13 protein-coding genes, 1 tRNA gene and 1 pseudogene are annotated in these 15655 nt (G+C 62.5%); 7 read left to right on the forward strand and 8 right to left on the reverse strand.

Annotated elements, in window-relative coordinates; all coding sequences use genetic code 11:
* Positions 1 to 10: 10 nt before the first annotated feature.
* A complete protein-coding gene (locus F3H35_RS05680; RefSeq protein WP_149778637.1) occupies positions 11 to 1567 on the reverse strand; it encodes a DNA cytosine methyltransferase in 1557 nt (518 codons plus the stop codon).
* Positions 1568 to 1641: 74 nt separating this feature from the next.
* Here F3H35_RS05680 and F3H35_RS05685 point away from each other — a divergent pair, with 74 nt between their 5' ends.
* From F3H35_RS05685 to F3H35_RS05695, 3 genes and pseudogenes are all read left to right on the forward strand, one after another.
* Positions 1642 to 2106, forward strand: a complete 465-nt coding sequence (locus tag F3H35_RS05685) for a very short patch repair endonuclease (RefSeq protein ID WP_149778638.1) — start codon at positions 1642 to 1644, stop codon at positions 2104 to 2106.
* Between the two features lie 89 nt (positions 2107 to 2195).
* Positions 2196 to 2705: pseudogene (locus tag F3H35_RS05690) on the forward strand (phage major capsid protein); the annotation flags it as partial.
* A 137-nt stretch (positions 2706 to 2842) separates the two neighbouring features.
* Positions 2843 to 3247 (forward strand): hypothetical protein, encoded by a 405-nt coding sequence (locus F3H35_RS05695; protein ID WP_149778640.1) that lies wholly within the window; start codon positions 2843 to 2845, stop codon positions 3245 to 3247.
* Between the two features lie 216 nt (positions 3248 to 3463).
* Here F3H35_RS05695 and F3H35_RS05700 read toward each other — a convergent pair whose 3' ends face one another.
* From F3H35_RS05700 to F3H35_RS05710, 3 genes are all read right to left on the reverse strand, one after another.
* Complete coding sequence (locus F3H35_RS05700) at positions 3464 to 3793, reverse strand: hypothetical protein (RefSeq protein WP_223228318.1); 330 nt, start codon at positions 3791 to 3793, stop codon at positions 3464 to 3466.
* A gap of 251 nt (positions 3794 to 4044) precedes the next feature.
* Positions 4045 to 4119 (reverse strand) — tRNA-Asn (locus tag F3H35_RS05705).
* Between the two features lie 81 nt (positions 4120 to 4200).
* Positions 4201 to 5112: an MBL fold metallo-hydrolase gene (locus F3H35_RS05710; protein WP_149778642.1), complete on the reverse strand. Its 912-nt coding sequence runs from the start codon at positions 5110 to 5112 to the stop codon at positions 4201 to 4203.
* 39 nt (positions 5113 to 5151) lie between these two features.
* On the opposite strand from F3H35_RS05710, the gene F3H35_RS05715 reads away from it, so the two are divergent.
* Positions 5152 to 6462: an ATP-binding protein gene (locus tag F3H35_RS05715; RefSeq protein WP_149778643.1), complete on the forward strand. Its 1311-nt coding sequence runs from the start codon at positions 5152 to 5154 to the stop codon at positions 6460 to 6462.
* Between the two features lie 21 nt (positions 6463 to 6483).
* Here the strand turns inward: F3H35_RS05715 and F3H35_RS05720 are convergent, their stop codons facing one another.
* The 3 genes from F3H35_RS05720 to F3H35_RS05730 all read right to left on the reverse strand — a co-directional run bounded on the left by F3H35_RS05720 (position 6484) and on the right by F3H35_RS05730 (position 10212).
* Positions 6484 to 7083, reverse strand: coding sequence for a nucleotidyltransferase family protein (locus F3H35_RS05720; RefSeq protein WP_149778644.1), 600 nt, complete (start codon positions 7081 to 7083; stop codon positions 6484 to 6486).
* Between the two features lie 151 nt (positions 7084 to 7234).
* Positions 7235 to 8773 (reverse strand): trimethylamine methyltransferase family protein, encoded by a 1539-nt coding sequence (locus F3H35_RS05725; RefSeq protein ID WP_149778645.1) that lies wholly within the window; start codon positions 8771 to 8773, stop codon positions 7235 to 7237.
* A gap of 242 nt (positions 8774 to 9015) precedes the next feature.
* Complete coding sequence (locus F3H35_RS05730) at positions 9016 to 10212, reverse strand: pyridoxal phosphate-dependent aminotransferase (RefSeq protein ID WP_149778646.1); 1197 nt, start codon at positions 10210 to 10212, stop codon at positions 9016 to 9018.
* A 264-nt stretch (positions 10213 to 10476) separates the two neighbouring features.
* Here F3H35_RS05730 and cysS point away from each other — a divergent pair, with 264 nt between their 5' ends.
* From cysS to F3H35_RS05745, 3 genes are all read left to right on the forward strand, one after another.
* Positions 10477 to 11865 (forward strand): cysteine--tRNA ligase, encoded by a 1389-nt coding sequence (gene cysS, locus F3H35_RS05735; protein ID WP_149778647.1) that lies wholly within the window; start codon positions 10477 to 10479, stop codon positions 11863 to 11865.
* A 100-nt stretch (positions 11866 to 11965) separates the two neighbouring features.
* On the forward strand, positions 11966 to 13585 hold the full coding sequence (gene cimA, locus F3H35_RS05740) for a citramalate synthase (RefSeq protein ID WP_149778648.1): 1620 nt from the start codon (positions 11966 to 11968) through the stop codon (positions 13583 to 13585).
* A 58-nt stretch (positions 13586 to 13643) separates the two neighbouring features.
* Positions 13644 to 14420, forward strand: a complete 777-nt coding sequence (locus F3H35_RS05745; protein WP_149778649.1) for a phytoene/squalene synthase family protein — start codon at positions 13644 to 13646, stop codon at positions 14418 to 14420.
* Between the two features lie 3 nt (positions 14421 to 14423).
* Here the strand turns inward: F3H35_RS05745 and F3H35_RS05750 are convergent, their stop codons facing one another.
* A complete protein-coding gene (locus F3H35_RS05750) occupies positions 14424 to 15641 on the reverse strand; it encodes an MFS transporter (protein ID WP_149778650.1) in 1218 nt (405 codons plus the stop codon).
* Between the last annotated feature and the right edge of the window lie 14 nt (positions 15642 to 15655).

Below are 15655 nucleotides of genomic sequence, written 5' to 3' on the forward strand. Positions count from 1 at the left end.
ATCCGGCTGCTCAGGGCAGCAGCCGGATCAATGCCTCTGCGATCTGCTTTGCAAGGAAGGGAGGCACCGCGTTGCCAACCTGAACGTATTGCTGCGTCCGGTTGCCCAGGAAGACATAATTGTCCGGAAAGGTCTGGAGCCTTGCCGCTTCCCGCACGGTCAGGCTTCGGCACTGGGCAGGATCCGGATGGATGTAGTAGTGGCCGTCCTTTGAGATGTGACTTGTGATCGTTGTCGACGGGGCGTCCCACGTCTGCACTCTGAAGCGATCTGCGAATTTTCCCGTTCGCCAATTCTGGTGATCAGGCGCCAGTTCCTCTGGAAAATCGATCGCTTTGGCGCTGCGGCCATTCGCTTCGGCAAACGCGGCGCAGAACAGATATCTCGCAAGATCAGTCTTCATGTGTCCGCGGCTCTCGTGATTTGCGAGTGTCTGAAGGCGGTTGTCAGTAAGGAAATCCGCAAGCTCTTCGGACAATCCGGAGGTCAGTTCTGCCGGGTCATACGATCTGTCGACACGGCTCAGGCGGGTGTTTGACCGTTTCATTCTCGAACGCACAGCGCGCAGGGTCTTTGATGTCGACTTCATCGCCTCGGGTCTGCCGGGACGTACCCCGAGTTTGATCAGTTCAGATGCCGCGTCACCAACTACCTGCCGCCACTCGTCTTCGCCGTCCTGTCTGCTCAACCCGCTTCGAAGATGCGGCATACCGCTGATGGTGTCCCGGACGGAAACCTGTAGCCTTCTAGGAAGGAGAGCGCTGTCTTTGGGAAACTCGAGGCTGTCCGCAACGTCGGCTCTGAGGCCAATGACAAAGACACGATGGCGTTTTTGAGGAATTCCGTGATTTTCAGCGCGAACTATAAAATCGCGGGGGGGGGGATTAGAGAGACCTTGTTCCTTGCCCTCTGCATCCGGCGTCAGCGCAAGTAACCGATAACCGCCCTCTTCAATTCCGACGTCCCGCAAGTCTTCAAGAATGCGTTGAAAAATCCGGTCACCGGAAACGGATGATGAAAGAATACCTTTGACATTCTCCATGATGAAAGCGGCAGGGCGCAGTTGCTCAAGAATGCGAATATACTCTCTATAGAGGAAATGGCGCCCATCCTCCTCCGGGACATAATCATCCTTCCCGGCGTTCCGTGATCGCCCAACCAGCGAGTAGGCCTGACAAGGCGGGCCTCCGATGAGAACCGTACGTCCCGCAGACTTTTTGCGGATGTTATCAATAAGTGGAATGAGAGTTTTAGTGGCCTCAGTCGAGCCAAGCTCCAGTCGGAGCGCCTCGTTGCTTGCGATTCTCCACTGTTGCGGGAACTCCGCCTGGAGGTCTGCAACGGTCTTCTCGCCTTCCACAAAGCGGTAATAGCTTTCCGGCAATTGTCTTGGCGGAAACTGGCGCGTGAATGCCCTGAGTGTCAGCGTCCTGTGCGCCGCCGCCTCTATTTCGACGGACAGAGCGATCTCGAACGAGCGCACGCCCCCATCGACAACTGACGAGAAGCCTTCCGCCAGTCCGCCAGGCCCCGCAAAAAGATCGATGACCTGATAGGGGTCTTTCATCCAACTCTCTTATTCCTAGGTTAGCAGGGCATGTTCTACCAGGATGGTGGACAAAGACCAGGGGGAAATCGTCCGTGGCGGACCCGTTGACGCCCGAACAGCGCAAAAAGGTGATGCGCAGTAACAAGGGCAAGAATACGAAGCTTGAATTGGCGGTTCGGAAGGGCCTCTACGCACGCGGTCTGCGTTACCGTCTACACGGTTCCGGGGCTCTCGGTTCGCCGGACCTGGTCTTCAAGAAACGACGTGTCGTCGTGTTTATTCATGGATGTTTCTGGCATCAGCACCCGGGCTGTCCGAAAGCCGCCAAGGTCGCTCAGGGAAGAGAGCCAAAATGGGCTGTAAAGTTCAAGGACAATGTTGCGAGGGACAAGAAGAACATCGAAGCGGCGTTGGCAGCCGGCTTTAGAGTGGCCGTTGTCTGGGAATGTGCGATTGAGCAAAAAAGGAAGTCGAGTGACAAGCGCGAGGCAACGCTCGATTTCTTAGCCGAGTGGATCACCAATAGAGCGGATCGCAAAATAATTGAAATCGGCTAAGCCGCAGATTTGTCGGCTTGCGGCCCAGACCTGCCGTTCACCAGGGAGATTATGCAGCGGCGCAACTTTAAAAAGCAGCCGAGGAGTTAAGCATAGCATTCAAGGTTTCGCGGGAACTGCTGGAAGACAGCGTGAACCTTGAGACGGCATTGCCTCAGATCATGTCGGCTCCAATGGCGGTTGAAATGGATCGTGTATGCCTTCTGGGCAGCGGCAGCGCGCCCGAACCGCGCGGCATCGCCAATACCTCGCGGATCGGCACAAGGGCGCATGACGCGGCCTTGGCGAACTATGCGCTCATGCTGACCGCGCGAACCGACATCCTGTCACAGAATGCAGGCCCGGTTTCCGCGAGCATCACGCACCCTCGCGACGAAGGCACCGTGTCGAATTTCACGGACACGACCAACCAGCCTTTGAAACCGCCGCGCGTCCTGACGGAAATTCCGATGCTGACCGCCACCAGCATTCCGACAGACGGTGGCACCGGCACCGACGAAAATACAATCTTTGTCGGCAACTTCGCGTCACTGATGATCAGAATGCGGCAGGACATCTCCATTCTCGTCTCGCGCGACTTCGCCTTGGACAAGCTGTAATACACGTTCGTTGCGCATATGCGCATGGATGTGGCGCTGCGCTCGCGCAGCGAGGACATCGACGTAACCATACCCACTTGGTCGAGTGGGAGAGGCCTGCTACAGAGGTGGGTAAGATCATGTGCGGAGGGCAGGCAATGGCAAAAAAATTCCCCGAATTACAAGAACATCAGGCCCGGATCCAGCAGGCCTTGGAGACAGCCAAACCTGAGATGGTCGCACAAGGCAAAGCACTTCTTTCTGCAAACTGTGAGCAATATATCGAAGCGCAAGGTTTTGACGCAGAAAAATTGCTGGGCATGATTGTCGCAAAGCATCAAGCTGACGAGACAATCTCTTACAAAGAGCTTTACGAAGCTTGCCACAGGTCAAATGGCAAATGGGGCAAGGAGATCGGGATGTCCGCAGCCCGATTCTGCACAGGTGCGGCCTCTATCTGGGGATGGGCGAATGGCCACCCGGGTGTTAACGACGCTGTGGTGAACGGTCAAACCAAAAAGCGCGGCGATGGTGCAGCCACAATGGACTACTTGAAGGACTGATCCAGCCCGAAGTTGTCCCGGAAGGCCCGATACGTACAACCCTGTTTGCGCAGAAACTGAGTTGCCGCTTTCGGAAACTACGCTGCGGCATCAAGCATTGTCCAATGGCTCGTATGGACCGTGAGCAGACCTGACCGTATGAACATTTAACGGTGTAAAACCCCGCACAGCGGTCGTAGCCTAGTCTTTTTGAAGATCGGTTAGGACGCGCTCGGATCAGCCGCAACTTTTCCGGATTTTCTCGAGCTCTATCGATTGGAGGTGACCCTTAGTTACCGCAATCGCGGTTTCTTTGTCGGAACCTGACATAGAGGAAATGGGCAGCCCGAGAAGGAACACGCCCCAAGCATCGCCGCTTGCCGCGGACTTCTGTTGAGCGCTTAGGTTCGTCAACGCTTGCTGATATTTAACTTCCGTCTCTGCGAGTTGCTTGCAGGAGTATCCGCGATATTCGTTATTCCCAATATCCGCTGCGGCTATCTGATCTGGCTGTTTTGCACAGGCGCTTACGCCAACAATGGTCACTAAGGCTATGATTTTTTTCAATTGAATCCCCTTTCACGAATGCGCGTTAGCTTTGTCCACATGATTTGATTCTTCAATGGAAAATGCCCCCTTTGATCTGGGGCAGTGGCAAGCAATCGGGAATAGCTTGGTCAGATCACGGCTGATTCCGACCAGAAAGCCGGGGCCATGCGCTTCGCCTTTTTCGCGCGGACATAGTGCGGACACGCTCAGGCTGTAGAGCGGACAGCCTGCGCGGTTGATTTACAAGCGTTTGTCTTTGTTGGGATTTTTGGCTCCGGCGGTAGGGATCGAACCTACGACCAATTGATTAACAGTCAACTGCTCTACCGCTGAGCTACGCCGGAACACGAGGCGCGGTATAGCAACAGCCTATGGGGACGTCCAGAGGGATTGTCACAAAAATTCCGACATTGTGCTGCGGCCCGTCAGAGCAGCCGGAAGCGCGCCTGAGGGGAGAGGTCATCAAGCCGCAAAGCCATGCTTTTTCCATGCAGATCAATGAGATGTGCCAGAACGTTGCGCGTTGCGGCGGGCAGGAGAGCGGGCGGTGTGTCGGTGTAGATCTGCCGCGCCAGCGTTTCGGCATCAGCGGGGCCGTGCGCCAGATGCTCGAGGATCGCCGCCTCGCGCGAGCGGCGGTGTGCGATCAGCCAGTCGAGCCGCGCCAGAGGTGCCTCGATCGGGGCGCCATGCCCGGAATGATACACCTCGGCAGGCAGGGCGCGCAGCTTGGCACAGGAGGCCATGAAATCGCTCAGGTCTCCGTCCGGGGGCGAAACAAGGGAACTGGCCCAGCCCATCACCAGATCACCGGTGAAGATCGCGCCGCGCGCGGCAAAGCACATGTGATTGCCCAGATGTCCCGGTGTCCAGTGGGCGGTCAGGCTCCAGCCTTGGGCATGCACGGTCTCGCCGTCCTGCAGGCAGTGATCGGGCTGGAAGGCCAGGTCGACGCCCTCGCCATGATCCCCGAGACCTGCCGCCGTGAGCTGCTGCATCGCCGCGCTGCGCCCGGCGCGGGCAGTGCCATAGGCCAGCACCGGTGCGCCTGTTCGATGCGCCAGCGCCCGCGCCAAGGGTGCGTGATCCAGATGCGCATGGGTCACGAAGATATGACTGATGCGCTGGCCGGGGCCGACCGCCCGGAGAATGGCGTCAAGATGCGCCGGATCGTCTGGGCCGGGATCGATGACTGCCAGATCGGTTTCGCCCAGCAGATAGGTGTTCGTCCCGCGAAACGTCATCGCCGAGGGGTTGGGCGCCAGAATGCGCCGGATGCCGCGGCCCAGATCCTCTGGCTGGCCCACTGGCGGATTGAACTCGGTCTGGGGCGTCATGGGTCTTCCTTCCGGGGCGGGCTGGGTCTAGTTTAGCGCATGACCTTCGACTGGCTCAAATCATATACGCCACGCAGTCTTTATGGCAGGGCTGCCCTGATCCTGCTTTTGCCGGTCGTCAGCCTGTTTCTGGTGGTGGCCGTGGTGTTCATCCAGCGCCATTTCGAGGGGGTGACCGAGCAGATGACACGCACCGCCAGCCGCGAGGTGCGGGCGCTGCTCGACAGTGGCGAAAGCGCGCGCGAGGCGGGGGCGTCCCGACTGGCGCGGACGCTGCAGATCGCGGTGCAACCCGTGCCCACGGATGAGCTGCCCCGCGCCAACCTGCGCCGCTGGTTCGATTTCACCGGCATCATCGTGATCCGCGAGCTGGAAGCGCTTTTGCCGGCGCTGCGTGTGATCGAGCTGCCTGACGATCACAGGGTGATCCTCTATATGGAGCAGCATGACGGGATCTGGCGGTTGCAATTCGATCGGCGCCGCGTCTCTGCCTCGAATGCGCATCAGCTGTTCGTCAACATGGTGTTCTTTGGCGTTCTGATGACGGTGATCGCCTATCTTTACCTGCGCAACCAATTGCGCCCGATCACCCGGCTGGCCCGCGCCGCAGAGGCCTTCGGGCGGGGCCGGCACGAGCCTTATCGCCCGGCAGGTGCTGTCGAGGTGCGCGCGGCGGGGCACGCCTTTCTCGACATGCGCGCCCGGATCGAGCGTCAGATCGAGCAACGCACGCTGATGCTGTCGGGGGTGAGCCACGACATGCGCACGCCGCTGACGCGGCTCAAGCTGGGGCTGTCCATGCTGGAGGATGAGGACCGCATCCCCATGCAGCAGGATGTGGCCGACATGGAACGTCTGCTGGACGAGTTCCTGGCCTTCGCCCGGGGGGCGCAGGAGGGGCAGCCCGAACCGGTCGATCCGGTGGCACTGGTGCGCCGGATCGTCGAGGATTGCGCCCGCGCCAATATTCCGGCCACGCTGGTCGAGGTGAAGGGCGATGGCACCGGCGAGGTGGCGCTCAGGGCGGGCGCGATCCGGCGGGCGATCGAAAACCTGATCAACAACGCGGTGCGCTATGGCAGCAAGGCCGAACTGTCGGTGCTGCTGACCGATCGGTCGCTGCGCATCCGGGTCGAGGATGATGGCCCGGGCATTCCGCCTGAAAGCCGCGCCGAGGCGATGAAGCCCTTCGCCCGGCTCGAGCCTGCCCGGAACCAGAATCTCGGGACCGGTGTGGGGCTTGGCCTGTCGATCGCGATGGATATCGCGAGGGCGCATGGCGGCACGGTCAGGCTTGGAGAAAGCCAGCGCTTGGGCGGGCTGCGCGCGGATATCGTGATCGGCCGCTGAGGGGTGGCTTTGCGTTGAGCGTCAGGACATCCGGCGCTGGCGCCATGCGGCCCAGTCCTCGGGTGTGTCGAGATCGGTCGTGGCGCGATATCCGGGCAAGGGCAGGGTGCTCACCTCCTCGTGGCGCAGAATGTCGCGCGCGCCGGTATCGCCTTGGATTTCGGTCAAGGCGGAGAACAACCGGGCTGGAAAGATCACCGGATGTCCCGCGCGCCCCGTGACGTCGGTTGCGCGAAGAACCTTGTCGGAAGCATCCTGGAAGGTGCGGATCATAAGGGTCAGATCAGGGCTCTGAAGATCGGGCATATCGGCCAGGACAACCATAAGCCCGTCGGCATGCTGCGTTTTTGCCCATTCGGCGCCTGCGCGGATCGAAGCCGCGAGGCCTTCGCTCGGATCGTCCAGAAGGGCCATGTCGAGGCCGGGTAGAGGCTTGAGGGCGGCCTGTCTTCTGGATCCGTCGGTGGGGACGGTCACCAGAACCGCGCAATCGGTCTGCAGGGCCATGGCGGCTTGCCGTGCCAGCAATGGCAGACCGTCGACCGGTTCCAAGAGCTTGTCCCGTCCGCGCATCCGCGACGAGGCGCCGGCGGCTGGGATCAGGATCACGACCTTGCACATGCGGCCTCCGTTACGGGTCAGGGGCTCTGCCCCTCTTGGCCTGCGGCCAATTCACCCCGGGATACTTGATGCCAGAAGAAACGCAAGGCGTCGTCCCGTTTTTGCGGGCTGCCTCTCGGGACCGGGCCTGTCGTGACGGGGCCTGTCGTGGTCAGGCTGGCAGGTGGATGGCGAAACGTTTGCGGATTTCGGCATCGCGGATCGGATCGAAGCGGGCGGCGGCCCTGTCGGCAAGGATCGCATTCTTGCGCGCCGTCGCCTTTTCCAGAAGGTCCGGCTGGCCCATCTCGACCCATTCCTTGGGAGAGCTGCGATCGGCCAGATCCGGATAGACATAGTCGCGCTGCATCCGCATCAGCGTTTGGTCGCTGCCGAGGTAATGCCCCGGGCCGCCGATGCAGGTGGCGCGGATCACCTCGAGGCTGAGGCTGTCCTCGTCGACCTCGATGCCGCGCACGCAGCGCAGGGCCTGTCCGATCATGTCATTCCCGAGGATCAGCGACTCGTGGCAGAAGCCCAGAAGCGAGGCGTGCATGCCTGCCGCCTCGTAGACCATGTTGAGGCCGGACAATCCGGCCATCACGTTCGAGCACATCTGCTCCCAGCCGGCCTGCATGTCGGGCAGTTTGGCATCGGCGATGCCTGCTGCCGCGCCCCCCGGCAGCCCGTAATAGCCATGCATCTGCGCGCAGCCGGCGCTGAGCAGCGCCTGTTCGCCCGATCCGCCGGACATCGCACCGGTGCGCAGGTCCGACACGAAAGGCCATGTGCCGAAGATCGCGGGATGTCCCGGCTTGACGGCGTTCACATAGACCAGACCGGCCAGGCATTCCGCCACGGCCTGCACGATGGCGCCGGCGATGGAGGCGGGCGCCGTGGCGCCGGCTTGTCCCGCCGAGAGCAGCAGGATCGGCATGCCGCCCGCGATGCAGGCTTCCATCACCTGACAGGATTCGGTGGCGAATTTCATGGGCGGGACAACGAAGCAATTGGAATTGCTCACGAAGGGCCGCTCGCGCCAGGCTTTTTCGCCGCCTGCGATGAGATGCAGCATCTCGAAGGCATCGGCCACGAAGGCCGGGTCGGTGAAGGAGGTTCCCACGTGTTTCGTGGTGCCCGCGCAGCAGGCATAGATCGTGTTGAGGTCCATTTCGCGATTGTCGATCACATCGCGGGCCACCATCGGGCGCTGGACGAAGTGGATATTGTCCATCTGGTCGGCGATCCGGGCGGCGTCGTGCAGATCCTGCACGGTGCTGTCGCGGTAATGGCGCGCTTCGGGGTCGACGAGATGCACGGCGGCGCCTGCGGTGCCGTAATGCACCCGGTTGCCTGAAAGCTGCATGTCATGGCGCGGCTCACGGCCGTAAAGGGTGATGTCGCGATTGGCGCGGGCCAGCGTATCCTCGACCAAGGCACGGGGAAAGCGCAGCCTGCCATCCTCGCCAAGGCTGGCGCCGGCGCCGGTCATCCAGGCGATGCCACTGGGGGGCGCGTCGGCAAGGCCGATCTGTTCGAGCGCATCGAGCGCTGCGTGATGGATGCGGTCCATCGCCTCGGGGCTGAGGGGTTTGTAAAGCCCACCTTCGAGACCGGGGCGGATCGGGCGGAGATGGTCGACAAGCGGGGCGGAACGGCTGGCGCGGCGGGCGGCGCGGCCACCGGAACGGCGGGAGGTCATATCGTTCATGGCTGGATGGTCCTGTTGGGCGCGTAATGAGACAGTGTCAGGCGGCGGGATCTTTCAGATCGCGCCTGGCCTGCCACGTGCAGCCCGACCACGGGCCGCGCCGATCGTGCGGATCACCAGTTCTATCTTGCAGCTCGGCGACATGGCCGGGCCCTCCTCCCTGAACGGGGAAAGAGAAGCCGATTCTATCGCAAGAATCTGTCCCGTTCGCGACCCGTGTCGCAAACGGGACAAGGTCCGGGTCAGTCTGTGGGCGAGCGGGCCGGATCACGCGCCAGATCGCTGGCCAGATCGAGCAGATGTGCCAGCGCCCTGGCCAGTCTTTCATCGTCCACGGTCAGCGCCACGCGCACATGTCCGCCAGCCGCCGAGCCAAAGCTTTCGCCGGGCATCACCGCGACATGGTGGGTGTCGAGCAGATGGTCGGCGAAGGCCTCGCCGGAGAGGCCGGTGGCGCGGATATCCAGCATGACGAACATCGCCCCATCCGCAGGGATGGCGCGCACCACGTCCTGGGCCTCGATCATGCCGAGCACCAGATCGCGGCGCCTGCGGAAAGGTGCGGCGATCGCGGCCTCGAAAGCAGCGCCCTGGTCGAGCGCGAAACAGGCGGCTTCCTGCACGAATCCCGCCACGCCATAGGTGGTATGGGTGGCAAGGTTGCCCATATGGGCAATCGCCTCGGGCGGGCCGATGACCCAGCCGATGCGGCTTCCGGTCATGGCGTGGGATTTCGACAGCGATCCGATCACCAGCGTGCGTTCGGCCATGCCGGGCAGGGTGCGGGGGCTGAGATGCGCCCCTTCCCAGACCAGCGTGTCATAGACCTCGTCTGAAATGAGCCACATGTCGTGATCCCGGCAGAGCTGTGCGATCGCCTTCAGGGTGTCAGGTGTGTAGATCACGCCGGTGGGGTTGTTGGGGCTGTTGATCAGAAGGCTGGAGGCACCGTCGGCCTGGGCCGCGATATCGGTGGGATCGGGTTGGAACATGCGGTCGGGCCGGGCAGGGATGGCCACGGGGCGTGCCCCCACGCCACGGATCGTGCCGGGATAGGTGGCGTAATAAGGATCGATGAACAGGGCGCGGTCGCCTTCGTCGCAGGCGGCGTGATGCGCAGCGAAAAGCCCCGCCTGACCGCCGGGCACGATCAGCACGTTGTCGGGTGTCGTCGCAAGGCCGGTGCGCGCGGTGACGCGGGCCGCCACACGCTCGCGCAGGTTGAGATTGCCGTTGAACATCGAATAACCGGTATGGCCGGCCAGCGTGGCCTCGTGCATCGCATCGAGGATCGCGCGGTCGGTGCCGATATCATGCTCGCCGATGGTCAGTTGGGTGATGTCATGACCTGCCGCCAGCATGTCCTTGGCGCGGTAATAGACATCCCATCCGTCCGATCCGCCGCCGGTCAAACCGGTGATCCTGCGCGCGAGCTTCATGCGGCGCCCTCCCGAGATTTTGAAACTGAGGTGATTGCCCGCGCAGTTGGCCCATGGGAGACCGGGCTGTCAAGCAGGTCACCCCCCCCGCCGACGCCCCCTTGCCAATCCGCGCGAGGGCGCGTAGCGTCCGGGTTCATGACGATCCGTTGCACCACCATCTGCTGCATTACCACCTGAGATATCTCGGGCGGGCCGTCATCTATTCCCTACAGGACGTTAAGTTGATAAGCCCGCCGCGGGAGCGCGCGCGAGGAATTCACGATGACGATCAGACTCTACAACACCAAGGCCCGCGCCAAGCAGGTGCTGGAGCCGTTGAACCCGGATAATGTGCGGATGTATGTCTGCGGTCCCACCGTCTATGACCGCGCCCATCTGGGCAATGCGCGGCCCGTGATCGTGTTCGACATGCTCTACAGGTTGCTGCGCCATGTGTATGGCCCGGATCACGTGACCTATGTGCGCAACTTCACCGATGTGGATGACAAGATCAACGCGCGCGCCATCGAGAACGTGGGCAAGGGCGGCGATGTGAATGCCGAAATCGCCCGGATCACCGCGCAGACCACCCAGTGGTTTCTGGACGACATGGGCGCGCTTGGCGCGCTCGAGCCCGATGCGATGCCGCGCGCCACGCAATATATCCCGCAGATGATCGCGATGATCGAGGATCTGATCGCAAAGGGCCATGCTTATGAGGCCGAAGGGCATGTGCTTTTCGCCGTCGACAGCTATGCCGATTATGGCCGCTTGTCGAGCCGGTCTGTGGACGACATGATCGCAGGGTCTCGCGTGGAGGTGGCGCCCTACAAGCGCAACCCTATGGATTTTGTGTTGTGGAAACCGTCGAGTGCGGATCTGCCCGGCTGGGACAGTCCGTGGGGGCGGGGACGTCCGGGCTGGCATATCGAGTGTTCGGCGATGAGCCATGAGTTGCTTGGCGAAAGCTTTGACATCCATGGCGGCGGCAACGATCTGATGTTTCCGCATCACGAGAATGAAATCGCGCAAAGCTGCTGCGCCCATCCGGGAAGCGGTTTTGCACGGATCTGGATGCATAACGAGATGCTGCAGGTCGAGGGCAAGAAGATGTCCAAGAGCTTGGGGAATTTCTTTACCGTGCATGATCTGCTGAAAGAGGGCGTGCCGGGCGAGGTGATCCGCTTCGTCTTTCTGAGCACGCATTACCGCAAGCCGATGGACTGGACCGCCGAAAAGGCCCGCGAGGCGCAAGCCACGTTGCGCAAGTGGTACCGGCAGGCCGAGCAGGGGGAGGGCAATGCCGAGCCATATGTGGCGGTTGTCGATGCGCTGAGCGAAGATCTGAACACGCCCAAGGCAATCGCGGAGTTGCATCAACTGTCGCAAGCCGATGATTTTCCGACACTGCGCGCAACGCTGCGGTTTCTGGGCTTGATGGCCGACGGTGTTCCGGACTGGGCGGCGCGGCCGGTAGCGGATCTGTCGGCGCTGGAAACCCGATTGGTGCAGGCCCGGGCGGCGGCGATGCAGAGCAAGGATTTTTCAGAGGTGGACCGGCTCAAGGCGGCGCTTGTCGCCGCAGGGGTCGAGGTGCGGATGAGCAAGGACGGTGTTGAGCTGGTGCCCGGTGCCGGGTTCGATGCGGCCCGGCTTGAGGGATTGGACTGATGCGGGCCAGCGGGCGCACCCGGGGCGAAAGGCGGCGTGAGGGGCCAGCCCCTCACACTCCCCGGGATATTTTCGGCCAGAAGAAAACAGGAGCGGCGGCATGAGCCGGGAGCGTCTTTATATTTACGACACCACGCTGCGCGACGGGCAGCAGACGCAGGGCGTGTCCTTCTCGATGCATGAAAAGGTGCAGATCGCGCGGCGGCTGGATGCGCTTGGCGTGGATTACATCGAGGGCGGCTGGCCGGGGGCCAATCCCACCGACAGCGCCTTTTTCGACGAGGCGCCGCAGACCCGCGCCATGATGACGGCGTTCGGGATGACCAAGCGGGCGGGGCGCTCGGCTCAGAATGACGAGGTGCTGGCGGCGGTGCTCAATGCCGGGACCGGTGCTGTCTGTCTGGTGGGCAAGACGCATGATTTTCACGTGACGACCGCGCTTGGCATTTCGCTGAACGAAAATACCGAGAATATCCAGGCCTCGATTGCGCATGTGGTGGCCGAGGGGCGCGAGGCGCTGTTCGATGCGGAGCATTTCTTCGACGGCTGGACAGCCAACCGGGATTATGCGCTTGAGGCGCTGAAGGCGGCGCATGAGGCGGGGGCGCGATGGATCGTGCTGTGCGACACGAATGGTGGCACGCTGCCTGCCGAGATCGGCCGCATCACCGCCGAGGTGATCGCGGCGGGTATTCCCGGCGACCGGCTTGGCATTCATACCCATAACGATACGGAAAACGCCGTGGCGGGCAGTCTTGCGGCGATCGAGGCGGGGGCGCGGCAGGTCCAGGGGACGTTGAACGGCTTGGGCGAGCGCTGCGGCAATGCCAATCTGACGGCGCTGATCCCGACGCTCTTGCTGAAGGAGCCCTATGCCAGCCGTTATGAGACAGGGATCACCCGTGAGGCGTTGACCGGCATCACGCAGGCCAGCCGGATGCTGGACGAGATCCTCAATCGGGTGCCGATGAAGCAGGCGGCCTATGTGGGCGCCTCGGCCTTTGCGCATAAGGCGGGGTTGCATGCGAGCGCCATCCTCAAGGATCCGACCACCTATGAGCATGTCGATCCCGGTGATGTGGGTAATGCCCGCGTCATTCCGATGTCGAACCAGGCGGGGCAATCGAACCTGCGGCGGCGGCTGTCGGAGGCGGGGCTTGTCGTCGACAAGGGCGATCCGGCGCTGGCGCGTATCCTCGAGCAGATCAAGCTGCAGGAGGAGCGCGGCTATACCTATGACAGTGCGCAGGCCAGTTTCGAATTGCTGGCGCGGCGCGAACTGGGCCAGTTGCCACGTTTTTTCGAGGTCAAGCGCTACAAGGTGACGGTGGAACGGCGCAAGAACAAATACGATCAGATGGTGTCGCTGTCCGAGGCCGTGGTGGTGGTCAAGGTGGACGGCGAAAAGAAGCTGTCGGTCAGCGAGTCGATGGATGAGCAGGGCAATGATCGCGGCCCGGTCAACGCTCTGGCCAAGGCGCTTGCCAAGGACCTGGGGCGCTATCAGGACGCCATAGACGACATGCGGCTGGTGGATTTCAAGGTGCGCATCACCCAAGGCGGGACCGAGGCCGTGACCCGTGTCATCATCGACAGTCAGGACGGGCAGGGGCGTCGCTGGTCCACGGTGGGGGTCAGTGCGAATATCGTGGATGCCAGTTTCGAGGCGCTGCTGGATGCGATCACCTGGAAGCTGTTGCGCGACGGGTTCGCAAAGTGAGCATGTGCCGCGCGCGATCCGCCCTTAACACCACGAGTGCCTGTAGGATCGGGGTGCCATGACGTTCGACGATGATCTTGTCGCCTGCGCACAGGCCGTGGAACGGGGCGATCCCGAGCGATTTGCCGCGACGATGGCAGCCCCGGTGCCGGCACGGCCGGCGCTCTTTGCGATCTACGCCTTCAATATCGAGGTCAGCCGCGCACCATGGGTGACACAGGAAAGCATGATCGCGGAAATGCGTCTGCAATGGTGGCGCGACGCGCTGGCCGAGATCCGGGATCGCGGCGTGGTGCGCCGGCATGAGGTCGTCACTCCGCTGGCGCATGTGCTGGACGCCGAGGGGGCAACCCTGCTTGATCGGTTGGTGCAGATGCGGCGGTGGGACATCTACCGCGACCCGTTCGAGGACGTGAGCCATTTCCGGGATTATATCGATGCGACGTCGGGCCATCTGATGCTGGCGGCGGCGCGCGCGCTTGGGCCGGTTCCCCGGGAACCCGTCCTGCAGGCCGGGCGCGCGCTTGGGATCGCGAACTGGTTGCGGGCGGTCCCGGCACTCGAGAAGGCAGGACGCATTCCCCTGGTCGAGGGTACACCCGAGGCCGTGCGCGCGCTGGCCAATGAGGGCTTGCAGGCGCTGGCGAAGGCACGCGCGCAGCGTCACGCTGTACCAAAGGCGGTGCGTCCGGCGCTGCTGCCGCTCTGGCTTGCGGGACCGGTTCTGTCGCGGGCGGCGCGGGATCCGGGGCGCGTGGCCGAAGGGCGGCTTGACGTGGCGCCGATGCAGGCGCGGCTTGCGCTGATGGGGCGGGCGCTCAGCGGGCTGTGGTAGGGGTCAGGTGTCCTTGGGGCGCAGCGCAAGCCAGATCAGCGCGCCCCCGGCCAGCGCAAGGAACGGCACCATCGCAAGGTTGACTGACATCCAGCCGGTCTGCGCATCGCCGCCCGAGCAGTTCATCAGCCCGCCCGAGGCCAGAGAGGCCATGGTCACCCCGCCAAAGACCAACAGATCGTTCAGGCCCTGCATACGGCCGCGTTCATGCGCTTCATGGGCACCGGCCAGCATGGTGGTCGCGCCGATGAAGCCGAAATTCCAGCCAAGCCCGAGCAGGATCAGCGCGATGAAGAAATTCTCGATCTCGACGCCCTGCAGGGCCACCGCGCCGGCGGCGGCGAGGATCACCAGCCCGGTCGCCACGATCTTTTCGACGCCGAAGCGCACGATCAGATGGCCAGTGAAGAAGGACGGCGCGAACATCGCCAGCACATGACCCGTGACGATGTCGGCCGCATTGCCTTCGGTGAAGCCACACCCCACGACTGCCAGCGGCGTGGACGTCATCACGAGGTTCATCAGCGCGTAAGACACCATCGCGCAGATCACCGCCACGGCGATGCGCGGCGTGGTGATCAACTCCCACCGGGTGCGTCCGTGCGGTGCATCCTCGGAGGGTACGGGCGGCTTTGGAATGTCGAGCATCACGAACAAAAGTGCGCCCACGAGGTTCAGAACGACCACCGCGAAATAGGTTCCCATGAAGGGAATGATCATGGCCTGACTGGTGACCTTGACCAGTTGCGGGCCGATGATCGCACTCGCCAGACCACCGGCCATGACATAGGAAATGGCCTTGGGGCGAAACGCCTCGCTTGCGGTATCGGCGGCGGCGAAGCGGTAGAAGCCCTGTGCCGACATGTAGACGCCGGTGATCAGGCTTCCCAAAAGGAATATGGGGAAAGACGCCAGATACAGCCCATAAGCCCCGATCGCCGCGCCTAGCGCGCCTGCGCCCGCCCCGACCAGGAACCCCGCCTTGCGGCCTGCGCGCTGCATGAACCATGACAGTGGATTGGCCGCCAGCATCGAGCCGAGCACGATAAGCGATATGGGCAGCGTGGCAAAGCAGACATTGCTGGCCAGGGATTGCCCGGCCAATCCGCCGACCACGAAGATCATGGCCATTTGCGCGCCCAGAAAGGCCTGAGCTGCGGTCAGAACGGCGACATTGCGCTTGGCGCGGCTGTCGTCATGAGGGAGGGCTGCGTCGGTCATAATCGCTCTGCTAG

The organism is Roseovarius litoreus (assembly GCF_900142765.1).
Classification (GTDB): domain Bacteria; phylum Pseudomonadota; class Alphaproteobacteria; order Rhodobacterales; family Rhodobacteraceae; genus Roseovarius; species Roseovarius litoreus.